The organism is Paenibacillus sp. J22FR83 (assembly GCF_059691955.1).
Window position 1 is genome coordinate 294,030 of the sequence record NZ_JCAUAM010000005.1, and the last position, 23,067, is coordinate 317,096.

Annotated in this window: 22 protein-coding genes; 11 read left to right on the forward strand and 11 right to left on the reverse strand. The window is 42.7% G+C overall.

Annotated elements, in window-relative coordinates; genetic code table 11:
• Window positions 1-81: 81 nt before the first annotated feature.
• The gene (locus AC58PV_RS11880; RefSeq protein ID WP_497432439.1) at window positions 82-1,497 is read right to left on the reverse strand and encodes an MFS transporter; all 1,416 of its coding nucleotides are present in this window, start codon (window positions 1,495-1,497) and stop codon (window positions 82-84) included.
• Between the two features lie 184 nt (window positions 1,498-1,681).
• On the opposite strand from AC58PV_RS11880, the gene AC58PV_RS11885 reads away from it, so the two are divergent.
• Complete coding sequence (locus AC58PV_RS11885) at window positions 1,682-2,599, forward strand: AraC family transcriptional regulator (RefSeq protein WP_497432440.1); 918 nt, start codon at window positions 1,682-1,684, stop codon at window positions 2,597-2,599.
• 109 nt (window positions 2,600-2,708) lie between these two features.
• Here AC58PV_RS11885 and AC58PV_RS11890 read toward each other — a convergent pair whose 3' ends face one another.
• Window positions 2,709-3,527, reverse strand: a complete 819-nt coding sequence (locus tag AC58PV_RS11890) for a helix-turn-helix domain-containing protein (protein WP_497432441.1) — start codon at window positions 3,525-3,527, stop codon at window positions 2,709-2,711.
• 230 nt (window positions 3,528-3,757) lie between these two features.
• Here AC58PV_RS11890 and AC58PV_RS11895 point away from each other — a divergent pair, with 230 nt between their 5' ends.
• The 9 genes from AC58PV_RS11895 to AC58PV_RS11935 are packed head-to-tail and all read left to right on the forward strand — an operon-like array spanning window position 3,758 to window position 14,743.
• Window positions 3,758-5,482, forward strand: a complete 1,725-nt coding sequence (locus tag AC58PV_RS11895; RefSeq protein WP_497432442.1) for an amylo-alpha-1,6-glucosidase — start codon at window positions 3,758-3,760, stop codon at window positions 5,480-5,482.
• A gap of 12 nt (window positions 5,483-5,494) precedes the next feature.
• Window positions 5,495-6,253, forward strand: coding sequence for an SDR family NAD(P)-dependent oxidoreductase (locus tag AC58PV_RS11900; RefSeq protein ID WP_497432443.1), 759 nt, complete (start codon window positions 5,495-5,497; stop codon window positions 6,251-6,253).
• Entirely contained in the window at window positions 6,250-7,038 is a 789-nt protein-coding gene (locus AC58PV_RS11905) for a creatininase family protein (RefSeq protein WP_497432444.1), read from the forward strand. The genes AC58PV_RS11900 and AC58PV_RS11905 overlap by 4 nt, the downstream gene beginning before the upstream one ends.
• A complete protein-coding gene (locus tag AC58PV_RS11910) occupies window positions 7,035-8,156 on the forward strand; it encodes a hypothetical protein (protein ID WP_497432445.1) in 1,122 nt (373 codons plus the stop codon). Before AC58PV_RS11905 ends, AC58PV_RS11910 begins: the two co-directional genes overlap by 4 nt.
• A 58-nt stretch (window positions 8,157-8,214) precedes the next feature.
• Window positions 8,215-9,774 carry an FAD-dependent oxidoreductase gene (locus tag AC58PV_RS11915; RefSeq protein ID WP_497432446.1) on the forward strand — a complete coding sequence of 520 codons (1,560 nt, stop codon included), beginning with the start codon at window positions 8,215-8,217 and terminating at the stop codon, window positions 9,772-9,774.
• A gap of 49 nt (window positions 9,775-9,823) precedes the next feature.
• On the forward strand, window positions 9,824-11,143 hold the full coding sequence (locus tag AC58PV_RS11920; protein ID WP_497432447.1) for an ABC transporter substrate-binding protein: 1,320 nt from the start codon (window positions 9,824-9,826) through the stop codon (window positions 11,141-11,143).
• A 29-nt stretch (window positions 11,144-11,172) separates the two neighbouring features.
• On the forward strand, window positions 11,173-12,051 hold the full coding sequence (locus AC58PV_RS11925) for a carbohydrate ABC transporter permease (RefSeq protein ID WP_497432448.1): 879 nt from the start codon (window positions 11,173-11,175) through the stop codon (window positions 12,049-12,051).
• Window positions 12,044-12,874: a carbohydrate ABC transporter permease gene (locus AC58PV_RS11930; protein WP_497432449.1), complete on the forward strand. Its 831-nt coding sequence runs from the start codon at window positions 12,044-12,046 to the stop codon at window positions 12,872-12,874. Before AC58PV_RS11925 ends, AC58PV_RS11930 begins: the two co-directional genes overlap by 8 nt.
• A gap of 57 nt (window positions 12,875-12,931) precedes the next feature.
• On the forward strand, window positions 12,932-14,743 hold the full coding sequence (locus AC58PV_RS11935) for a putative phage tail protein (protein WP_497432450.1): 1,812 nt from the start codon (window positions 12,932-12,934) through the stop codon (window positions 14,741-14,743).
• Window positions 14,744-15,044: 301 nt separating this feature from the next.
• On the opposite strand, the gene AC58PV_RS11940 is transcribed toward AC58PV_RS11935, so the two are convergent.
• From AC58PV_RS11940 to AC58PV_RS11965, 6 genes are all read right to left on the reverse strand, one after another.
• Entirely contained in the window at window positions 15,045-15,533 is a 489-nt protein-coding gene (locus AC58PV_RS11940; RefSeq protein WP_497432526.1) for an ArsI/CadI family heavy metal resistance metalloenzyme, read from the reverse strand.
• A 5-nt stretch (window positions 15,534-15,538) separates the two neighbouring features.
• The gene (arsC, locus tag AC58PV_RS11945; protein WP_497432451.1) at window positions 15,539-15,961 is read right to left on the reverse strand and encodes an arsenate reductase (thioredoxin); all 423 of its coding nucleotides are present in this window, start codon (window positions 15,959-15,961) and stop codon (window positions 15,539-15,541) included.
• Between the two features lie 16 nt (window positions 15,962-15,977).
• Window positions 15,978-16,616: an MIP/aquaporin family protein gene (locus AC58PV_RS11950; RefSeq protein WP_497432452.1), complete on the reverse strand. Its 639-nt coding sequence runs from the start codon at window positions 16,614-16,616 to the stop codon at window positions 15,978-15,980.
• Between the two features lie 51 nt (window positions 16,617-16,667).
• Entirely contained in the window at window positions 16,668-17,012 is a 345-nt protein-coding gene (locus AC58PV_RS11955) for an ArsR/SmtB family transcription factor (RefSeq protein ID WP_497432453.1), read from the reverse strand.
• Between the two features lie 384 nt (window positions 17,013-17,396).
• A complete protein-coding gene (locus AC58PV_RS11960) occupies window positions 17,397-17,873 on the reverse strand; it encodes a hypothetical protein (RefSeq protein ID WP_497432454.1) in 477 nt (158 codons plus the stop codon).
• On the reverse strand, window positions 17,839-18,225 hold the full coding sequence (locus tag AC58PV_RS11965; protein WP_497432455.1) for a hypothetical protein: 387 nt from the start codon (window positions 18,223-18,225) through the stop codon (window positions 17,839-17,841). Before AC58PV_RS11965 ends, AC58PV_RS11960 begins: the two co-directional genes overlap by 35 nt.
• Window positions 18,226-18,395: 170 nt before the next feature.
• Here AC58PV_RS11965 and AC58PV_RS11970 point away from each other — a divergent pair, with 170 nt between their 5' ends.
• A complete protein-coding gene (locus AC58PV_RS11970) occupies window positions 18,396-19,427 on the forward strand; it encodes a DUF4303 domain-containing protein (protein ID WP_497432456.1) in 1,032 nt (343 codons plus the stop codon).
• A gap of 270 nt (window positions 19,428-19,697) precedes the next feature.
• Here AC58PV_RS11970 and AC58PV_RS11975 read toward each other — a convergent pair whose 3' ends face one another.
• The 3 genes from AC58PV_RS11975 to AC58PV_RS11985 all read right to left on the reverse strand — a co-directional run bounded on the left by AC58PV_RS11975 (window position 19,698) and on the right by AC58PV_RS11985 (window position 23,005).
• A complete protein-coding gene (locus AC58PV_RS11975; protein WP_497432457.1) occupies window positions 19,698-20,162 on the reverse strand; it encodes a GNAT family N-acetyltransferase in 465 nt (154 codons plus the stop codon).
• A gap of 115 nt (window positions 20,163-20,277) precedes the next feature.
• The gene (pgsA, locus tag AC58PV_RS11980) at window positions 20,278-20,679 is read right to left on the reverse strand and encodes a CDP-diacylglycerol--glycerol-3-phosphate 3-phosphatidyltransferase (RefSeq protein ID WP_497432527.1); all 402 of its coding nucleotides are present in this window, start codon (window positions 20,677-20,679) and stop codon (window positions 20,278-20,280) included.
• A 367-nt stretch (window positions 20,680-21,046) separates the two neighbouring features.
• Window positions 21,047-23,005, reverse strand: coding sequence for a carbohydrate-binding protein (locus AC58PV_RS11985; RefSeq protein ID WP_497432458.1), 1,959 nt, complete (start codon window positions 23,003-23,005; stop codon window positions 21,047-21,049).
• Between the last annotated feature and the right edge of the window lie 62 nt (window positions 23,006-23,067).

Below are 23,067 nucleotides of genomic sequence, written 5' to 3' on the forward strand. Positions count from 1 at the left end.
ATTAATACGTTGAAGGAAAAAGCAATAAACCAGGGAGCAGATCGTTACATAGATCTGCTCCCTGGTTTATTTGTAGAAACATTAGGATGCTTTACGTACTGCAACCACGGCGTTACGTTGCGCCCTGTCTGCTGGTAGTAGAAAGATCAAAACCGCTAGAAGAGAAGCCGTCAAGAATACGGCTGAACCCACAATTGAGATAGATATTGCATGGGTAAAAGTCGTAGCCGAAGGAACAGCCTGACGGTTCACAGCCTCGAACACGGCAATCAATACTGCGAGTCCTAGTGATGCTCCTGTCTGATGAGCAACGTTGACAAGTCCAGATGCAGCACCTGCATCCTTGGCATCAACAGCAGATAACCCTAGTGTCGTGAAAGGCTGGAAGATCATCCCCGCACCACATCCCATGACGATTAAAGGAAGAAACAAATGAGTGAAATAGCTTGAATCAGCTGATAGCTGACTCAGCCAGCTTGTACCTGCGATCGCAATTAGTAATCCGGCGATTAATACTTTTGCATTCCCGAACCGTGCTACAAGCGAAGGCATGACATACATCATGCCAAACTGTATGACCGTGAACGGCATGATCGCGAGTCCAGCCTCCAGCGAATTGAAATGAAGGACGTTCTGCAGAAATTGTGGGACGAAGAAAAAGATTGGATAATTCCCGCACAAAAGCAACAGCCTACCTAAATAGGCTCCCGATCGCGTGCGGTTGGCAAATAGGCGTAGAGGTGTGATCGGTTCTTTCACCCTTGCTTCGATCCACACGAAAGCTGCAAGTGAGACGCCTCCTAGAGCAAGAGAACCCCATACCTCCGGAGTTTCCCAACTGGCAGAAGCAGCTTGAACAAAACCGAATGCTAGGGCCGTCATGCCGATCACCGAAGTCATGGCTCCCATGATATCCAGTCGGCCCGATTTCGACTCCGTTTCCTGCATATAGCGAGGCACCATAAGAAGCAAAGCGATACCGATGGGTACGTTGAGGAACATACCGGCGCGCCAAGAAACTAAATCAGTCAGCAGCCCGCCAACGATGAGGCCGACGCTGCCGCCAGCTCCGGCTACAGCGCTGTAGACGGCGATGGCTTTCGAGCGTTCGCGAGCTTCCGAGAAGCTGACTGATAACAAGGCGAGCGCAGACGGTGTCGCGATCGCTGCTGCTATGCCTTGCATAGCGCGAGCCACGAGCAGAAGCGTAGCGGATGGCGCCATGCCAGCTAGGATGGAGGCCAGTGAAAACAAGGCGATTCCGAAGCTGAATGTTTTTCTTCTACCTAAGATGTCACCCGCTCGTGCTCCTATTAAGAGGAAGCCTCCGAACGCCAAAATATAAGCGTTCTGCACCCAAGTTAAAGCCGCCGTGGACAGGTGTAGTGTACGGCCGATTTCAGGCAATGCAGTAACTAGCACAGATGTGTCGAGTACCATCATCAACTGACAGGCGACAATCAAAGCCAAAATAATACGTTTCGAATGTTCATTCAAGAGGAATTCCTCCCTTTCAAGGTATAGCCTTATTATGACGCGATTCCGCATGGGTAAGTAGCTCGTTCCTGCTTTAAAATTGCACAATACTGCAAATCGATATTTCAATATTATTATAAAAAGGTTGGCGATATTTGAAGCAGGCCGTATAATAGGGGAAGGAATACGAATGGAGGGATGATCTTTGGGGAACGAATTAGCACAAATATTGAATATTGTAGACTCCTTTAATCTTAGAGAAGGTCGAACGGAGACGTCGATACCTTTCTTTTCGCTGATCCGGCGTAACCGGCCGACGGCAATTATTCCTGGCGTTCTGACTCCATCTTTTTGCCTAATTCTACAAGGTTCTAAAAAACTTCATCTCGGCGAGGAAATGGTTTACTATAGCGCGGGGGATTATTTGGTATCATTAATGGACATTCCAGCCTCCGGACAAGTCGTTGGCGCTACAGGGCAATCACCGTATTTCGGCTTACGAATCGATATAGCGATAGAAGAAATTGCGAGTGTTATGAGGGATGCCGGTATTAGTGTGACGCCGATTGACGGAAAGCTGGGTCCTGGAGCTTATGTTGGTAAGTCTGATGAACATTTGCAGCTCTTATTCATCAGACTTTTGGAGTTGCGGGGCAAGCCAGAGGCGGAAATTCGCTTTATGTCTTCGCTGATAAAACGTGAGATGATTTACCGTTTACTTACGGGAGAGTGTGGGCACTTGTTTGTCCAACGAGCATTCATGGAGCAGCAGAATGAAGGGATTGGTCAAGCTATTGAATGGATAAAGGAAAACTACAATAAAACCTTCTCAATCGAAGAGGTGGCGAAATCATCCAAGATGAGTGTCTCAGGACTGCATCACAAATTCAAAGCAGTCACGACGATGGCTCCACTGCAATATCAGAAGCAGCTCCGCCTTCAGGAAGCCAGACGGCTCATGATGAACGGCTCCGTAAATGCGACGGCCGCTGCGTTGGAGGTCGGATACGAGAGTCCAGCTCAATTCAGTCGTGAATACCGTCGGCTCTTCGGACTACCGCCGCTGCAAGATATCAAAGCATTCCATAGAAAACCAGTACCGGAAGCGTTCGAGAGTAGTTAAAACCTTCAATTCCGGTAGAAGTTCGCATTCTGTACCTTTCACATTGACTAGACGGCGAAAACCTTGGCTGCAGATTTTGCGCTAAGGCTTTTTAGGTATTCGCAGTTGTTTATCCATCGGTAAATTGCTTCCTTAACTCCAGCGGAGTGAATCCATTCATTTCTTTAAAAACTTTATCGAAGTAATTAACATTACAGAATCCTGTACGTTCTGCAATCTGTGTAATGCTTAAATGGTGTTCAATCAGTAGCCGTTTGGCCATTTCTACCCGGTAACGGTTAATGTAGTTCATCGGGGTATGTCCCGTTACTTTTTTGAAAAAACGAGTAAAGTGAAAAGGACTTAAATTTACCAGCCCACCGAGAGTGTCGGTATATATCTTACGAGCGTAATTGGATTCGATAAAATCAATAACTGGTTTAAGCCGTTTGTATTGATCGAAGCTTTTGTTCAAGTCTTTTGAAAGAGAAAGCTCCTGCTGATAGCTCCGAAGTAAAGGGATCATCATGCGATATAGTGACGATTTGATGACAAGCTCACTTCCGATTTCTTGCGTCACATATTCTTTGTATGCGATTTCAAAATGGGTATTCAATTCATTCCACAACGGATGTGTGGGGTGGATAGGACCTAGGATAGGAGCTGTTTGAATGAAATGAGCGAATAGATGCTGTAGCTCGGAATGTTCCGAGGAGCCAGTTAATAAGGTGGTGTCGAAGATCATCCCGTGGATGGTGCTGCTTTGGCCGTTTAACGATTGCATCGAATGAATCTTGCAGCTATTAATATAAAGTATAAGTGGTGCACGCGCTACAAAGGTTCGATTGTCGATAAGAATTTGAACCTCACCTTCAATAACTTGTATAAATTCAAGATGTTCATGCCAGTGCGGTCTTACTAAGTGAAAACAGCTAATGACTTCGGTCATTCGTAGTGGGAAACGCCTACCCTCGAAGGGTTCAATTTTCTTCAAAATGTCTATCGCTGTTCACCCGCCTTAACTATCAGATAATTCTGAGTATACCATAGTGTATTTCGAGCTGAAATGAGAAAAAGAGCAAAATCATGTAACGAATGAGCAAATTTCTCTATATAACCTGTTATCTGAATTGCGAGATAATAAAATCAATAAAACGAGTTATAGAGGAGAGAGCACATTTGGCGTGGAGCAAGAAAGCGTTAGATATCCAGAAAAATCTACCCAATATATGGAAAGAGGGCGCGTTGTTTGCTTTTTCCGGCTATGACGGGCAAACGGATTCGGATTCTCAATTTGTTGCTACGGTAGGGAGAGAAGCGTGCAGTCTACTATTTCATACACCGAGAAGAAGAACATTGCAATTTATCATTCCTCATTCTGGTGATGTTCGAATTGCTACGGGAGATGTTTTCTTAACTGAACTGAAGGAAGGTCCGCTGTTGGCTGTTTATCAGAGCTGGCATACGCTTATTGGCAGGGTTCCTCTAACGATTGACATCGAACTAAGTTTTGAAGAAGAAGATGGAGGCAAATCTTGGACAGAGGAGTCGCTATTCATTACAGAGTCAGCGAATGGACAGGATGTTATCGCGTTGTTAAGAGTCAAGGAACGATGGGCATTAGCTTACGGACGACAAATTGAAGAAGCTGTCGGCCGAGTCGTGAAGGGACTGTCATTCGATTGCTGGGAGGAAGTTGAGGCCAGACTGCAATACTATCAATATGTACCTCACCTTCAGGATCCGTTGAATGAACGCTTGCTTCTAAAATGCTTAAGTGTGATGAAGGTCAACACCCTTGCTCCTGAAGGAGTGATTCGTCAGCACTGGTCCACGCCTGACCGTGTTCCTCACAAAGCGATGTGGTTATGGGACTCTGTCTTCCATTCGTTTGCAATGAATGAGTTGAACCCAGACTTGTCCTGGCAATTTCTCCAATCTGTACTGGACACCCAGCGTGAGGATGGCATGATTCCCCATACATACAAAGTAGATGGATCAGGCTCTGACATGACTCAGCCACCAATTCTGGCATGGGGAATCTGGGAGAATTTCCAATATACCAAACAAAGTTCCAATCTGCGGTATGCACTCCCTATTCTCGAACGTTATGTTAATTGGGATATAACGCATCGCGACCATAATGGGAATGGACTGCTGGAATGGATGATTGAAGGCAATCCATTATGCCGTTCTGGAGAATCCGGTATGGATAATTCCCCACGGTTTGATCGTGCGGCTATGTTGGATGCCGTAGATTTTTCTGTATTTGTCGCTCAGGATGCTCACTACATTGGATTAATCGCTGAGGAGCTCGGAGAAACCGAACTAGCTCAGCATTGGCAGCGAAAATCTGCTGATCTTAGCGATCAAATTCAAAAATTACTGTGGGACGAGAGCGAAGGTTTTTATTTTGATCGAGACATGGACGGAAACTTTACGCGAGTAAAGGCGGTAAGTGGTTTTCTACCACTGCTCCTAAAACATGTACCCCAAGAACGCACAGACCGTTTGATATCCATCCTGCAGGATCCCAATCATTTTCAAACTAGTTTCCCTATCCCAACTACCGCAGTCTCTGAAAAAACGTATAGCACGGATATGTGGCGGGGGCCTGTTTGGTTGAATATGAACTACCTCGTCTATACCGGACTTAAGCGGCAAGGTAGAGAAGTAGAAGCAAAAACACTTGGTCTGCAAAGCATCCAAATGGTACAAAAATACTATGAACAATATGGCGTCATCTTTGAGTATTTTGATTCGGCTGATCAGTTGCCTCCTACTGAATGTGATCGCAAGGGCCCGCCAACAGGTACGTATAATATTCGGCAGAAGATGGACGTTGTCAGAGATTTTCATTGGTCGGCGGCACTGACGGCTTGCTTTATCATGGAACAGACTTAGGAGGAACAACCTGTGGCTCAATTAAGTGGTAAAGTAATTCTCATTACAGGAGCTCTGGGCAAATTAGGATTATCAGCCGTTAGGTTATTTCTTGAAAGAGGAGCAAAGGTCGTAGTAACGGACCTTGCGGATCCCGAGGATGCTCATCGAAAGTTGAGTGAACTAACGATTGTTTCATTTCTCCCAATGGAATGGATTTACATCCAATCGGATGTGCGAGACGAGAAGCAAGTTACGATGACGATTGAACATATTCTGAATCACTGGGGTCGATTGGATGGCGTATATCACAATGCCTATACACAAATATCCAAACCCGCCGTGCAGCTCACTTTAGAGGAATGGAATCAAGTTCTCTTAGGAACTTTGACAAGTACATTTCTGGTAAATAAATATGCGCTACCTCTCCTGATTCAATCAGGAGGAGGGGCTATTCTTAATTCTTCCTCTGTCTTAAGCCAAAAGGTAAAACCAACCTGTCTCGCTTACGGTGCTGCCAAAGCAGGTGTGAATCAGATGACCCGTGTCATAGCTGCTGATTACGCCAACAGAGGGGTTCGAGCTAACGCGCTTCTGCCGGGAGACATCAAAACTGAAGAAGCGTTAAGTACACTTCCTCCTTCCTTCAAGGAAGAAGTCGCCAAGCAAACGCCACTTGGTCGGTCGGGAACGCCTGATGAAGTTTCAGAGTTGGCTGCTTTTCTGCTATCAGATGCTGCTTCATATGTTACTGGCGCTTTAATTACAATAGATGGAGGATTTGCGCTATGAGCGATTTAAAGTTTCATCATGGTACGCGAGAAACGCTTAAACGTCAAGCGCAAGAGGGATATGCCGTAGTTATTCCACTTGCCGCAACGGAACAGCACGGTCCTCATCTTCCGGTATATACGGACAGTATTATCGGTGAACATATTGCTTTTGAAGCCTGTAAAAGGGCTTTGGTGTCTACGAAGCTATTATTGGCTCCAACGCTTATGATAGGGTGTTCACAGCATCATTTGGCTTTCGGGGGTACATTATCTTTCTCATCATCGACATATTTACTCATGTTGAAAGACATAGGTGAAAGTCTGATAAAGAGTGGGTTTCGTAAAATCATTTATCTTAACGCACATGGTGGCAATGAACCTTTGATGCATCAGGCTGCTCAAGATCTAGCCGTCCAGTATGACATCTGGACCGCCTCTGCCTCCTATTGGAGTTTATCCAAAACCGCTCTTACCGAACTTGAAGCGGATGAGATGGGCATGGTTCCTGGTCATGCTGGAGGTTTCGAAACATCTCTAATTGCTTCACTAGAACCGCATTTGATTCGTAGGGATGCAATGAATAGCCTTGCGCATACACAACATTCTTGGATTCATACAGGTCCTCCGGGCACTTTCGTCGGTAAACATAGTCTCTTAACGGGTACGGATGGTTACACAGATTCCACGCTCCCGGCTGATGCAGGCAAAGGTGCCATGTATTTACAAGCGATCATTGAATCAACGGCACATTGGCTCGTTCAGGTCGGTAATTGGATGAATGAAGGTGTCGAGGTTACCCCATGAACTCTCAGAACGAGCGAAAGAAAGTAGCTGCCATCGTAACTGAATATCGCCCTGATTCGCATGCGGAAGTTATCATTGGACGCCTGCTAGGCATGTTCGGGTATTCTCCGCAAATCGAAGTTGTTTCGCTTTATCTGGATCAGGTTCCTTTAAACGATATTGGTACTGCGGAAGCGCAAAAGAGGGGTATACCTATCTACACATCCATTGAGGAGGCTATTGCTGCTCCACATGTCGGGATACCGATTAATGGTGTTCTATTAATAGGCGAGCATGGAGACTACCCTTGGAACGAGAAGCGTCAAAAGATGTATCCGCGCCGTCGTTTTTTTGAAGAAACATTTCGTGCAATGGATCGTTTAGGCCTCTCTATTCCTATATTTAATGATAAACATTTGACTTATCATATGAAGGATGCGGAATGGATTTACAGAGAGCTGATGAAGAGGGAATTGCCTTTTCTCGGAGGTTCCTCTATTCCGCACGTTCCCCAAATACCCAATTATTCATCGAAGAAACTTCACCAGGTGAAAGAGATTTTTGTGATTAGTTGGCTTGGAGTCGAATCCTATGGCTTTCATGGCATGGAGGTGCTGCAAGCTTCAGCCGAACAAAGACATGGCGGTGAGACCGGGATTCGATCTGTTCATGCGCTGGAGGGGCGATCTGTTTGGGCTGCCATGGATCGAGGCGAAGTTCCCGAGGAGCTCATGTTGCAGGCACTAAGCACAGTTAGAGATGTGCTACCTGGTCATCCTAGGGATCATGTGGACGTACCTGTCTTGTTCACTATTGCATATAACGACGGTTTGAAAGGCTACGTTCTTCAGCTTCAGCGTTATATCAGGGAGTGGGGACTTGCTTTTCGTGGAGCTCATGGTGAGATTACAGCAGCCCGTTGTGAAAGCGGAATGGGTAGACCCTACAACCATTTCGAGAAGCTGACAAGTCTGATCGAGCAGATGGTACTGACCAATCGTTCTCCCGTCAGTGCGGAGCGGACTTTCCTCACAACTGGAATGATCAATCTGGCCATGGAATCTCTTCATCTTGGAAGAAAGGTAGACACTCCGCAGCTCCGTTCTATCCGTTACACTCCACCTGAGAACATCGTTTGATAGAAGATTAGTAGCTGATGGACACAAATTTACTTGCAAGTTGAATGGAGGAGGAGTCATGATGAGTACCTTTTCAAATTTGTATTATTATAAGCCCAAGCAACCGCTACCTCGTCAGCCTACTCGTATTGAGGCCGATCTTTGCATCTACGGCGGTACGCCAGCAGGCATAGCAGCAGCTATCCAAGCTAGTCGAATGGGACTTAAAGCGGTGATTGCAGAGTTCAGTCAACATGTAGGAGGAATGACAGCAAGTGGCCTCGGACGTACCGATGTAGGTAATACCATGGCTATTGGTGGGATTTCAAGTGAGTTCTATCAAGCACTTGGTCAGCACTACGGAAGCGACGACCCGGATGGAAGGACTTGGGCTTTGGAACCTCACGTGGCGGAACGGATATTTCTGGAGTGGTTACAGCGAGATGGGATCTCAGTGTTTTTTGAGCAACATCTGGACTCCGTAGAACTTGAATCAGGACGCATTACGCAAATCAGAATGGAAGACGGAAGTATGTACACGGCACCGATGTTTATAGATGCATCTTATGAGGGAGATTTGCTTGCTCGTGCTGGCATTTCCTATCATGTGGGCAGAGAATCTAACACCGTGTATAAAGAGATATTGAACGGGATCCATTTTGGTCATCCCAAACATAACTTTACAGCGTGGGTAGACCCATATATACGAGAAGGTAAAATAGATAGCGGTCTTCTTCCGGGCTTATCTACTGCCACTCCAGGTGTGCAAGGACAGGGTGATGATTCTGTGCAGGCATATAACTTCCGCATCTGTTTGAGCAATAACCTGGATCATCAGCTCCCTTTTCCAGAACCACCTAACTATAATCGCGATGAATTCGCCTTACTGGCGAGATATATCCGTAACGGTGTTTGGGATGCATTAAAGCTCAATAAAGTGATGCCGGGTAACAAGAGTGATTTGAACAATTGGGGAGCCATTTCAACGGATTACATTGGACATAATTATGCTTGGCCTGAGGCACGCTATGCGGATCGTGAGAAACTCTTTCAGGAGCATCTTCATTATAATATGGGCATGCTATATTTCCTGGCCAACGATGATACGATCCCAGCAACTATTCGAGCGGAAGTAAAGACGTGGGGGCTTCCGGATGATGAATTTACCACTACCGGCGGGTGGCCTCACCAACTTTATATTCGTGAGGCAAGGCGTATGGTTTCTGACGTTGTCATGACAGAACATCATTGTCGCCACTTCCAAATAGAAGCGGATTCGGTAGGCTTAGCCGCTTATACGATGGACTCCCACAACTGCAGGCGATTGGTTCTAGACGGTCGGTGTATTAATGAAGGGAATGTTGAAATCAGTCCTAAAGGGCCATATCCGATTTCATATCGAGCTATTATTCCCAAAGGCGAGGAGTGCACAAACCTTGTTGTACCAGTATGCTTGTCTTCCTCACATATCGCCTATGGCTCCATACGAATGGAACCTGTGTTTATGATTTTAGGCCAATCTGCAGCTACAGCAGCAGCTTTGGCACTGGAGCATCAATGCGCGTTGCAGGATCTGGATTACGGACTGCTGCGAAAACAACTTCTTCTGGATGGTCAAATTCTACAGTTGAATTCATAAATTCCACATGTCATTCATTTGAAATTGTTCTTAAAGGGAGGTCATACTCATGAACAAAACGACAATTGCTATTGGCATCATTGCAGTACTATCACTAACGGCCTGTTCAAACGAGAAACCAGCGGATACTTTACCAAGCAGTGTAGGTGGAACAGCTGCAGTATCGCCAACACCAGCACCATTAAAAGATGTCACGCTGAAAATCGGTTTGCCGGGCGGTTATGACATCACTAGCAAGAAAATCATAACCAACTTTCAAGCGAAGTATCCGAACATTACACTGGAAATCGAGGAAACGCCATGGGCGGATTTTGTAACCAAAATCGTTACTCGCATCGCAGGAAATAATCCCCCTGATCTATGGCTGCAAGAAAATGCCGTTGTACTTGGTTACGGGAAACGAGGAGTCGCGGAGAACTTAGAACCATTCATTAAACGCGACATGAGAACGGATGATTATGTAAGTGCTCTTACTTCCGCTAAACTGGATGGTAAAATATATGGAATTCCGCATGGTATCAACCCAGGTGCTTTGGCTTTTAATAAACAAATATTCAAAGATAACAACATCCCATTGCCAACGGACGATTGGACTTATAATGATATGATTGAGGCTGCCAAGAAATTGACTAAGGATACCAATGGTGATGGAAAAGCAGATATTTACGGCTTTCAAGCAGGAAATAATATCACTTTAGGCTGGCTGCCTTGGATGAGGGCATACGGTGGATCTTCGCTGGATTCGACATTAACGAAAGCAACTTTCACGGATCCAAAATCAATTCAAGGGCTAACAGCCTGGTCGGATACGATTAACAAACTAAAGGTTAGTCCTACAAGAGAAGCTGCAGCCACAGGCAAGTTTTTCGAAAATGGGAAGACAGCGATGACGTTCATGCAGTATGCAACTCAGGTTTCACTCAATAAAAATAAACCGGATCTTGACTGGGATACCGTTAAGATGCCGATCGGTATGGATGGCAAGCGCTTCGTTCCGATGGTTGTGAACCAATGGGTTCTGTATTCCAAATCGAAACCCGATGTGAAGGAAGCAGCATGGACATTCCTCAAATATTATTTGAGTGATGAGGGGCAAAGTTTACTTTCGGAAAGCGGCACAAGCTTGCCGGTAAAGAAAACAGCGTTGGCGGAGCTCGAGAAATCGACGACCAAACCACTAAACAAGAAAGCTTATACAAAAGGAATTGAAGAAGCTGGTGGTACATTAGATGAAAACGCATCATGGAACGAATGGAGAGCAGCTGCCGGACCGATCCTGAACGATATAATGGATGGTAAGCGAGCTCCGGAAGACGGTGCCAAAGAAATTCAACAAAAGGTCCAACAAGTACTCGACGATAACAAATAAACAGTTTGGATTTGGAAAGGGGTGTTCCAATGCGCAAACAAGGCTGGTGGGGCTTCGCCTTCACTATACCTTTTGTCCTGCAGCTGCTCATATTCTTCTTGTTCCCCTTTGTATTTTCACTGTATATCACATTTACGAAGTGGGATTTATTCAACTCGCCGCAATGGATCGGTTTGCGCAATTGGAACCAGTTCCTACATCAGCAAGTTTTCTGGCTTTCGATGCGCAACGTCGGTTATTTTGCCATCTTATTCGTTCCGCTACAAACGTTCGTTGCCCTTATTTTGGCCTATCTGCTCAATCAGCAAATCCGAGGTAAATCATTGTTCCGGATTATTTTTTTTCTACCTGTAATTACACCTTGGGTAGCAGGGGGGATGATTTGGCTATGGATATATAACAATGAATATGGACTTTTAAACTGGATTCTACACACATTGGGGCTACAACCTGTCGATTGGATAAGAAGTGGAAAATGGTGGTTAGTGATTGGTTCCATTGCACTCGTTAACATTTGGAAGGGAGCCGGCTACTCGATGGTACTCATTCTAGCTGGCATGCAGAATATTTCGGAAGAAATGCTGGAAGCGGCGCGGATGGATGGTGCTTCAGGTTGGACATTATTTACGAAGATAACGATGCCGATCGTTTCTCCGATGCTGTACATGGTGATGATTCTCTCAACAATCTCTGCTTTCCATGCATTTGATGTGTTCCTTGTTATGCTTGGAGATGTCATTTCTGTAGCAGATCGGAATATGGTGCCTAATATTCTAATTTACCGCGATTCTTTCCTTAACTTCAAGATGGGCAGTGCATCCGCGATGGCGTGGGGGTTGTTCTTGATCATTCTGCTCATCACCATTATACAGAAGGTAACGGAGAAGAGGTGGGTGCATTATGAATAAAACAAACATCGGTTTAAGAAACACTGCCTATGCGATATTAGGAATCGGGTCTATTATTATGATTGTGCCTTTCCTGTATATGCTTTCGACTTCTTTGACAGCATCGGGTTCTGAACTAACTTTCCCCCCACAACTGATTCCGGAACCTTTCGTATGGCATAATTACAAGCAAGTATGGATTGAGGTAAACTTTCTGCAATACACCATGAACAGCATCTTCGTCACGTTGATGGATTTAATCGGCACCGTCGCTTCTTGTGCGATCGTAGCCTACGGATTAGCTTTCTTCCAATTTCGTGGAAGGAACCTTATTTTCTTAGCGATGCTAGGTACAATGATGCTGCCATCTCAAATTACAATGATACCTACCTATTTTATCTGGAAATCTGTCGGTGCACTTGATACTTATTATCCGCTTATTCTGCGTAGTTTCCTTGGCGGGGCTTTTGGCATCTTCCTGCTGCACCAGTTTTATAAAACACTGCCCAAAGAACTGTATGATGCAGCATGGGTAGATGGAGCGAATCCTTGGAAAATTTTTTATAAAATATATCTTCCGTTAGCGAAGCCTGCCTTGTCAGCACTAGCTGTGTTTACCTTCATGAGCGCCTGGAATAACACGTTAGAGCCGCTTATTTACTTACAAGATAAGCAAATGTTTACACTGCCTCTTGGGCTGCTGTTTCTGAAAAACGAAGTTCAAAATCGGATGACGCTCATCATGGCTGGTGCCGTTATTACCATTGTCCCCGTACTCCTTGTTTTTCTATTTACTCAAAAGTACTTCGTCCAAGGAATTGCTTCCACAGGTTTAAAAGGTTGACTTTACTGAAACCCTACTTATTACCCAATTGCCGGGAAATGGAGAGTGACTAAAGCTATGTCTAACCAAACTAACCACTTACATGATTTAGAAGAAGGTGTAAATAAAGCGGTCGTAGAGGGTACAACAGAGCGGGATAATAAACCCTTAATTAGCCGCAGGAAGCTGCTAGCTACATTAGGGCTTGGTGGAGTTGCTGCAATCTCAACAGGATTGTTGGGGGGAGTGGGTAAGTCCACTGCTTTCGCCAAAGATCAAACTGTAACCGCTTCTGTATATGGTATAATCAATAAAAATCGAAAGAAAGAATTGCTTGAATTGTTGGATATGCAATTGTGCCTTGCAGTTAAGTTGGAGGATCTGAGGTCTGAGCTAGAACCTAATCCGAGTTTAGCTTACTACGTAACGAATGAGATGCAGGAAGGATTCTTCCGATATGACCCGAATGATACGACTACCGCGGACAACACGGGGACTGTACTTGTATCAACTAACGGTAAACGGTTCAAACGCATCTTCGGGGATACCCTTATCGCTACCTGGTTCGGTACCAAAGGTGATGGCGTAACGAATGATACGTTGGCTTTACAAGCAGCATTGAATGCTTCTTCTGACCACAAATTATTTATTCCAAAGCAGCGAGTTGGCTTTTACTTAACGGGTCAGCTATTCATTCCAAGCCAAATCGCAATCGAGCTAGAGCCGGGAACGATCATACAAGCAATAGACACGCTTAGTCGGGTAAGTCCAGTGTACGAACGGTTAATTCGGATCAAAACTGTAAAAAACGTGTATATCAACGGTAATGGTTCCACATTACGAATGAACAAAGCCGCATATACGACAGGGGAACAAGCCCACATTTTCGATATCAGCGGCTCTGAGAACGTTACCATTGAGAATATGAATGCTACTGACAGCGGCGGAGACGGATTCTATATCGGATATTTCGAATCGACAGTGGGTTTCTGCCGAAATATTGTGCTCCGTAATTGTCGAGCGGATAATAATCGCAGACAAGGTTTGTCCGTTATTTCTGTGGATGGTCTCACTGTGGAAAATTGCCGCTTTACTAACACGAAAGGGACAGCTCCACAGAGTGGAGTTGATATTGAGCCGAACGGCCAATTGGATCTACTGAAAAATATACGCTTCATCCAATGTGTGGCAGAAGGGAATACAGGGCGTGGCTTCCTAGTCACTTTGTTGAAACCAACTGCAGCCAGTGTGCCCATTGATATCGTCTTTGATCGCTGCAGCACAAAAGGTAATTCATTTGGTTACTCCATGAATTATGGAGGAGATGGCGTTAAAGCCGTTCAAGGTGAAATCAAATTGATTGATTGCATCGCTGACAGTGAGCAGTACGCAGGATTCTCGGATTTGTCCTTCTCCGCGGATAGCGCGAAGCGTTCCTATATTCGGTGCAAGGCAATCAACTGCAATACGGTTAATCAACCTGACGACCCTTACGGATATGGTTCCTCATTCATCCTTACAACCGTACCAGCTCAGGTAAGAACCGCCATTGGAAATGCGGTCTATAAGGACTGCGAATCTGTTGATTCACGTCAAGTACCCCTCATGAAGCGTGGGTTTACCTTGAAGAGAAACAAGTTAGAAATCATACGTAACGTCTGCTACAGCAATTGCTCCATCAGAGGTGGAGGCCAGAGCTTATATGCCATAGACCCCACTTCAGAGGATCTTTATGTAGAAAAATCTCCACAGCCGTTACAAGTTATCTCAACTTCTGGAACCATATCCCTCGATTATATAGGTTTCAAAATCACTAATGCCGGCGCGACTGGGGAGGTTAGTCTGACACTACCAATAGTTGGGGGGAAATATAAGTTTAAGAGAAATTGAATTGAAAATCTATGATGATACAAGAATACAGACTACTTCACAAAATCCGTATTTTATACATATGTCTATAATGGCTTTTAAAGTCTTGGTATTGTGTATATGTCTATAATGGCATGGCTTTTAAAGTCTTGGTATGTCACTATAAATATCGATCGATTCTTTTCAAGAATAGAATTTAATAAGATCGGATTTATTTATATTGTGTGTTTGTTTCTACCCACCCACCCAAACAAAAATGACTGCCCTTTAAGGGCAGTCGATTATTTTTAATTGCAACAAGTTTTCTCATTCTTGAATGATTCTAATTTAATTTGGTGGTCGGACCTGTTGTGCAGTATGAAGATTCGGCTGTTGCTGCTGTAGTAGTTTCAGTTGGAGCACAACAAAGTGAAATATCATCACGTGGTCCTGCGCTTTCAAATTCCGAATCTTCTTTTGTATAAAAGATTTCCCATGCATTTCCATCAGGATCATAAACCCAAACTTTGTCTTGCACTGCATAACAACATGTTGTGTTCATTTCATCAATTAGAAGCAAACCTGATTGGCGGAGTCTCTCTCCAATCGCCAATACATCTTTAGTATCATTCACTTGAAACCCCAAATGGTTAAGAACCCCATTTTTTTCAAATGAACGAACATTTAAGGAAAAGTGTAACGCTGGGTCTTCAAGCTCAAACTTGGCATAATTCTCTTTAATTTTAGTTGGCTCTGTTCCGAAAAACGCGTTATAAAAATCCAGGGACTTCTGGAGATCGCTGCAGTTTACTGCTACATGCATTCTTTTTATCATGGTCAGTTCCCCTCTTTCACAAACCGCGCTATACGGTTTTTAATGGAATCTCGAACTTCACGAAATTTAGCCATTACTTCTAATTCTGTACCAGTTGCTTTTGCTGGATCTTCAAATCCCCAGTGCCATCGCTCTGCTTTATCATTACGTACAACCGGACAATTATCGTTTGCATGGCCGCAAAGCGTAATGATGTAATCGGCTTCTTGAAGGATTTCAGGGTCGATTACATCTGATGTATGATTTGTAATATCAACGTCAGCTTCTTTCATAACTTGGACTGCTCGAGGGTTAAGTCCATGTGCTTCCAATCCAGCACTCTTCACTTCATATTTGTCACTACCCAACGCTTTCAGAAACCCGTCTGCCATTTGACTCCTGCAGGAGTTTCCCGTACAAAGAAAATACACCAGTTTCTTTTCCATTTTGCATCAATTCTCCTTATTCATGTAATAGTTTGTATGTCAGTGAGGCAGTTATAGCACCAAGAACAGTTGCCACTAAATACAGCCATAAATGTTCTGTTACTCCTGAAATGATAGCCGGTCCCAACGATCGTGCCGGATTCATTGAGGCTCCGCTTATAGGACCGGCAAACATCGCCATGAGTCCAACTGTGCCTCCAATTGCCATACCAGCGAAGTTTTTGACTGCTTTACCGTGTACTGCCGATCCTAAAATGACCATCATTAGAACAAACGTTAGAATGAACTCAAGAATAAACGATTGTCCAACAGTTGAATTTGGCAGTGTGGCACCTAGATTCGCAATATTACCAAATAGCAAACGAAGTGTGTAACTCGCGGCAGTCGCTGCGGCAAACTGTATGGCGATATAATATAGGCTATCTCTTGCTGTCATATCGCCACGCACCAAAAAACCGATTGTAACCGCGGGATTAAAATGAGCACCTGAAATATGCCCAAACGTATATATGAGAGCCATAACGACCAATCCAAAGGTCACGGCAACCCCAACATGCGTAATGCTCTTGGTGAAGTCGTCAATTACGATTGCACCTGGGCCGGCAAAGACCAAAAAGAAAGTACCAATAAATTCTGCAAGTAGCCTCTTCTTCATTTTAACCCCTAAACTAAATCAAAAAAAATTGATTTATTATTCAAAAAAAATTTAGCAGCAATCGCTATCATTCCGGGCAGGTTTAAAAATGCAGCATAACTGCTCAGACAGGATTCTACTTACTTCTGTTTGATTGATCTCGTAATAGCTCCAGGTGCCGCGCGTTTCCTTTGTAATCATTCCTGCATCCAACAGAATTTTCAAATGATATGAGAGTTTAGACTGTGGCATATCGACGATCTCTGTAAGGTCGCAGACGCAAGTGTTTCCGCGTTGAGTAAGCTCATACATGATCTGTAATCGCTTTTCATCAGCAAGTGCTTTAAATTTGGACTCATACTCTTTTAAGGATACGTTTGGCTCATTGGCTTGCTTAAGTGGTATTTCTTTAATCATTGGGTCTCCACCCTTCTTCGTACTTTAGCAGCAATTGCAGCAAACTGCTTGAGTTTGTACATTTGTTGAAGTAGTATTAACTGCAGCTTTGAACTTTGAAATCAGAGATTTGAATATTTGAATCTGATCCCTCTCACTACTTTGTTGCCAAGCAGTAGCTGCTTCTTTTTCGATTTCCCAATTTACGCTGAAGCATCTCGCTTTCTATCGAGTAAAAGTTCAAATTCATTGTAATTCCTCCCGTTCATTTAATCAAGTTTTTTTGATTTAATTTGCAACCTAAATTTACCACTAATAAAAAGTGGAGTCAATACATTAATCAAAAAAAATTGATTAAAAGAAATAATCCGCATATTACCAGTAAGTAATACACGGATCCAAGTATTATTCGCTCTTGAAGCTTTCGAATTGATTTTTCAACAAGTGCTGATTTTGATTAGCAATGTATTGTTCCATTTGAATCAATTGGTCAACTAATTCGTTCTTAGTTAGTTGCATATACCGTTGTTTGACGCGAGTTATGTCCCTATCCTGCTTTATTTGCTTAAACGAATCCAGATCACTTGCAATGGGTACTCGAGAGCTCTTACGCGGCTTATAAAGCTTTGCTGATATGTGTTTTGAAAAGTATGCGTGCAGCTCTTTATTCTTACGAATAGTGTTTGGATGGATGCCGATTCCTTCAGAGTCGATTTTTATCGATGTTTCTGAAACAGTGCGATACGAAACAGAAGAACCTTCTTTGACTAGTAAATCAATCGCCTTAACGCCAAGTTCAAATGAACGTTTTTTCTTTTCATCGTACAATGACTGAAGCCATTCTCGTTCATTTGTTTGAGGAAATATGGATTTTTGGAACATATAACTCATCCTTTTGTGATTTTTCTATCAATTGAATTTCCTTCAATTCGATCTTAGCTCGATCTTTTACAATCTTCATCTTTTTTGCTTCACTAGGCAAACTTAGTTTTTCAAACCGCTTTTCACTTTCATCTGCCCAATTATAAAAAGATTCTATTTCATCTTTAAACTCTGGTCTAGGCACCTTCGCACCGCAACCCACACAAGCCATTTTTGTTGGGCAAACAGAGTCGATCGTGCATATGCCTCCAACAACTTTAGATAAAGTGCCTACCTTCTCACGATGTTCAAAGCCCCCAAAAAGGTAATAAACATATTTTTCGTTAGGCCTCGAACTTTCTCCTCTTTCCACACTAATCTGGCCCGTTACTTCAACAATTCATATAATTAAGCCTTTCTTAAATGAATTTCAGTGAATTTCCTCTCTAACTAACGATGAGTAAGAATCATTAACCAAAGAGTGTATCCAAGAATATATTCTAATGGTAGAATTTATCTATTATTCTTAAGGATGTGAAATATATGAGTTCATACGATGTACATATCGCTAGATTGATTAATGGGAAACGTGAACTTGAAAATAATGGTGTATATCTGGTTTGTACTCCTGAAAAAGAAATTCTTGAGATGGAGTCATTAGATGGAAATGAAGGTAAATTCGTTTCTTCTAAAGAGATTGAAGACTTACTCTATTTCTTTTGCAAGAAAACCATTCAGGAATTTTCTGCATCCAATGACAATAAAAACGTTTATACTTTCTCAATTTACACGGATGCTACACATGGAAGTTACATCGTCTATATAAACAATTTAGAAGCGCTAAATAAAAGAGTTGAACGTGCTCATGAAAGAAATCAGAGGATGTATCTCGAAAAAAAATATGAACATTACAATAAAACTAAAGAACAGGTTTACAACGAATTTAAATACGGTGAAGGCGATTACGATTTTATGTTTGAGGATATTCCTGAGCAGTTGCAAGGAATATTAAGTTTATACTATTGTATTAGCTTAGAGGAACCGGATTATTTGGAAATTACGCAAAATTATATATTCGAAAAAAAGATTGTCGATTCCCAGCTTTACTTGATTGCAATCGATGTTATTGAACGACTAAAAAGTGATTTTATCGAACTTAACCAGACTGATGATTTTATCGCCTACGTTTCATCAGCTGACGGTGATGGCGGAGATTACCTTACTCTTAGTTCACTTGTAAGGCGAAGTGTGCCTCAAGAAAAACTTTATCAGGCTATGCTTGATTTAAAGGAAAAAGATAATGCTTTTAATCAGGTTGTGTTAACCATAAAGGAAAAGCCAATCGAAGAACAATTTAATTATTGGATTTCAGCGATTGAGGGTGGTGAGTTTGGCGAAAACAGTGTTCTGAAATATTGGAGAACTGACTACGAAGTGTACGAACGTATACTTGAACTCGGGGTGACTATAATCCCATTCATTCAACATAAGCTTCAACAAGAATTAATACATGAGAGTCGTTATGTTCTTGAACTAGCACTCACGATCCTAAACGAAAATAAATCTGCTAGGTAATCAAAGCATGTTGATCCTGCCATTAGCCCCATTCCAGTAGGTTGTTTTATTAACGTACAAATTTGGCCATAGATATCCATCAGCATATGAAGAAAAAACCACTAATTAACAAGTGAGTGGTTTCTTTGTATAGAACTTCTCTTTTATTTGAACAAACGTTCTTACGTTAGGTTAATGGACTAACGGTATTCAACGATTTTTATAAATTCTATAATCAACTTTCCCATCTTGTATGATGGTCCAGTTACGCTCATCTTTATTTCTTTGTCTTCAATAATTTTTACTGCAATCGGCTAAATTTTTTATATAATTTTTTTGATCCTTGGTAAACCGATAGCCTCTCTCTTCATAAAACTTGTGAGCATGTACTCTACTTGGGTGGGTTAGCAGCTTTATTCCAGAATATCCGTTGTCCTTTCCCCACCGTTCCAAACAATCTATTAACATGCCACCTATACCTTGATTCCTATAGCGTTCTTTAACAATAAACCCCAGTACGTTTACTAATGAATCGGAAAAAAGTAATTCATATGGGGTTCCATGAATATATCCAATGACCTCAGTGTCTTGTTCGTATACAAAGATGATGTCTTGCGTTTTCGCTGTAATGATATCAATCTTCTCTCTTACTTTATCTGCGGTAAATGTATGCAGATTCGGGTTAAATTCTTGATTAAGTAGATAAATATCGTGATAGTCAGTTACTCTTATCTCCCTGATATTGTTCTCTTTCATATATAAACGCCTCAATTCCCGAGAACCAGTCGTCTTCAAAGCCGACCAACTTCAGATGATTATTTCAACTATAGCTCCAGTTAGTTCAACGATTTATCGATTTGCTTACGAGATATCATAAGTTATCCAATTGCAGTTTGCGATAATTGTTTTTCATGTACGTGTATCCAGAATAAACTGTCAAACCAACAGCTAACATCATGATTAGGAGATCAATAGGGTAACTTGTAAAATAGTAAAACGGGAAATTTCCTAATAAAACAGCGGTGATTGCAACAACCTGTAGCACCATCTTCATTTTCCCATGTTTATCAGCTGCAAGTGCCACTCCCTTTGCCGCTGCAATTGTACGAATGCCAGACACCATTACTTCCCGACCAATGATTACAATTACTATCCAAGAAGGAATCATATTCTGTTGAACCATCATTACCAACGCAGCCGATATTAAAAGTTTATCAGCTAGCGGGTCTGCAAGCTTACCGAAGTTCGTTATCTGATTATATTTGCGTGCTATATAACCATCTTACTTGTCTGTAGCTGATGCAAAGATAAATATTGCGATTGCCCAATACAGTCCATACTGATTTATATAATTCAAAAAGCCAAACTGCTCCACGATCCAAGATGGGTACTGTTGAAATGCCAGCATGAAAAATGGAATCAACCCAATTCTTACGACTGTTGATAGCCAACAAAAATTCTCCGACCTCGTCCGTCGGGAATGAGATAATGTTCTTGTCACCCGACCACAAATTCCCCATCATTCTCATAATTAAAAACTCAAACAGCAAGTCCCTATTTCACATAGGAAGACTTGCTGTTTTTTTGTGTTAGTTGGTCAGTCAGTCGTAGGAAAAAACTTTAATCAAACCGTTTCCATTCTATTTGAACTGGAACCAAGTTAAATTTGCAACTGTGCTTGAATCTGACTTAACAAAAGTAACATATACCGTATGGGTTCCTACAGCTGTCCCGGCATTAAGCGAGATATTCTTGACTGACCATGTCTGCCATCCGCCTGTGCTTTCTGCCGTCCAATAACCCAACATAGTGCCTGTAGGGCTATCCAAGTGGATTTCGATCCTTCCGCCGGAATTAGCCGATGCAACCTTCAGATCAATACTTGTTTTAGCTGTACTGCCAAAGTCTACATTTTTAAATGCTATATAGTCGCCATTGCTTCCTCCACCTACATTTAGCCCGCCATCTGTGCTGGATTCATAGGAAAGAACACCTGAGCTAAGGTTATAGCCTTCCGCTTCAAATTTCAATGTGTTGAATTTTGGTTCTGCCGCATAGCTGTTCGTATCTGTTATTTTCAAATCTGTCAAATTAGTTGCCGCAACTCCACCGACGCGAACATTGTTTAATGTAACTCCGGAGACAGTAGATGTATCACTCCAACCCTTCATTATTGAAACTTCACCTAAAGCGCGTAAATTGATATTATTAAAGACCACATTTTTGATCGGACCGGTTTTTGCAGAAAGATCAAACCATCTGGAGTGAACGCCGGACCTTGGCCAGAAGCCTTCGACATCTATATTGTCAAAAATAATGTTTTGTGCCGCTGGAGTCCCATACAGATGACCTACCGCTAAAGCGCGCCAGCTCCGGTATACATAAGAGTTTTTAACAACGATGCCATCCTGAAGCTGTTTCACTCCATCTCCAACCTTGAATGCTCCGCATCTGCTCCAGGCCAAAGCATCATCCACAACTACATTTGACTGGTTCTCAGGAGTTCCGGGCCAGTTAGCAGCAATATCGGTAGTTGCTACATCCCAGGTCTTAAATGAGTAGGTGTCATCCTCCGATACTGCTACAGTATGCTTTATGAGTACATTCTGGCTCTCTTGAATATCTATTGCATCATTTTCATAATCAAGTTCATTGTTGTTGAAGTGCTTTGTATTCTGGAAGGTTACGTTATTAGATCTGGTAACGATCGTAGCCCAGCCCCCGCTGTCTCTTATTGTTATGCCGTCAACCTTGAAGTTGCTGCTCTGCAAGGGTACAAGAATATTGTTCAAATAATTGTTTGTATTTCTCATATAATGGCCATTGCCGTCAATAGTCCCCCTGCCGTATATTTTAATATTGTTTGCATTTGTTTCGGTATAAATAAACCATGTTCCATCCTTACCCAGAGAATTCTTATGAAAATGGGTAGTGTAATCGCTCGGATTTCCTGAACCCCTTATAACTGAACCACCCTCCAGATAAACCGAAACATTACTTTTTAAAACAAGGTTTCCGCACTTATAAACTCCTGCTGGAACGTATACTATACCGCCACCTTCTGCGTTCGCCGCATTTATGGCGTTTTGTATTGCAGTTGTAGCCATAGAGGCACCGGTACTGTCGGCACCGTATTGCGTTTTAACATTGTATATACCTGTACCGGATGAAGCCGGAACATTGGTTTCGAGAGCATCTGCCGCAATAACCAGATCCTTCAGGTTATTGATTTTAACGATAAGATATGTTGGTGATGAAAGTGTAAATGTAAGTGTATTTCCGCTCTTTGTTGCAGTGATTCCCAAAGCTTTGGGAGAAATATTATAGGTATTGATTGTCTCGCTTGCTGTTATTGTGATTGTAGTCGTACCTGAAAAAGAGAAATTACAATAATTATAGTTTACAAATACCGCCGAAGTGTCGATTACCGGTATATTTGTAGAGTCTGCTGTTACCGTGTATTGACTGGTCGTGGTATAAATCGACGGTAATGGATAGCTTACAATTGTACCCGCCGCACTTGCTGTCAAAGGAACGACAAGTAACAGACTGGCGAGCATACAAACAATTAAACTTAATAAGCTTAACTTTTTTAGCATAAATAAACACCTCTTTCATATTTTTTAGAAAAAATTCTATCATCAGTTACCAGTGATGCTCT

Excerpts from the sequence above, each read along its gene's own strand:
- AC58PV_RS11890 (WP_497432441.1), bottom strand. The coding sequence starts at position 3,527 with ATGACCGAAGTCATTAGCTGTTTTCACTTAGTAAGACCGCACTGGCAT.
- AC58PV_RS11905 (WP_497432444.1), top strand. The coding sequence starts at position 6,250 with ATGAGCGATTTAAAGTTTCATCATGGTACGCGAGAAACGCTTAAACGT.
- AC58PV_RS11910 (WP_497432445.1), top strand. The coding sequence starts at position 7,035 with ATGAACTCTCAGAACGAGCGAAAGAAAGTAGCTGCCATCGTAACTGAA.
- AC58PV_RS11915 (WP_497432446.1), top strand. The coding sequence starts at position 8,215 with ATGATGAGTACCTTTTCAAATTTGTATTATTATAAGCCCAAGCAACCG.
- AC58PV_RS11920 (WP_497432447.1), top strand. The coding sequence starts at position 9,824 with ATGAACAAAACGACAATTGCTATTGGCATCATTGCAGTACTATCACTA.
- AC58PV_RS11925 (WP_497432448.1), top strand. The coding sequence starts at position 11,173 with ATGCGCAAACAAGGCTGGTGGGGCTTCGCCTTCACTATACCTTTTGTC.
- AC58PV_RS11930 (WP_497432449.1), top strand. The coding sequence starts at position 12,044 with ATGAATAAAACAAACATCGGTTTAAGAAACACTGCCTATGCGATATTA.
- AC58PV_RS11935 (WP_497432450.1), top strand. The coding sequence starts at position 12,932 with ATGTCTAACCAAACTAACCACTTACATGATTTAGAAGAAGGTGTAAAT.
- arsC (WP_497432451.1), bottom strand. The coding sequence starts at position 15,961 with ATGGAAAAGAAACTGGTGTATTTTCTTTGTACGGGAAACTCCTGCAGG.
- AC58PV_RS11950 (WP_497432452.1), bottom strand. The coding sequence starts at position 16,616 with ATGAAGAAGAGGCTACTTGCAGAATTTATTGGTACTTTCTTTTTGGTC.
- AC58PV_RS11955 (WP_497432453.1), bottom strand. The coding sequence starts at position 17,012 with ATGATTAAAGAAATACCACTTAAGCAAGCCAATGAGCCAAACGTATCC.
- AC58PV_RS11960 (WP_497432454.1), bottom strand. The coding sequence starts at position 17,873 with ATGTTCCAAAAATCCATATTTCCTCAAACAAATGAACGAGAATGGCTT.
- AC58PV_RS11970 (WP_497432456.1), top strand. The coding sequence starts at position 18,396 with ATGAGTTCATACGATGTACATATCGCTAGATTGATTAATGGGAAACGT.
- AC58PV_RS11975 (WP_497432457.1), bottom strand. The coding sequence starts at position 20,162 with ATGAAAGAGAACAATATCAGGGAGATAAGAGTAACTGACTATCACGAT.
- AC58PV_RS11985 (WP_497432458.1), bottom strand. The coding sequence starts at position 23,005 with ATGCTAAAAAAGTTAAGCTTATTAAGTTTAATTGTTTGTATGCTCGCC.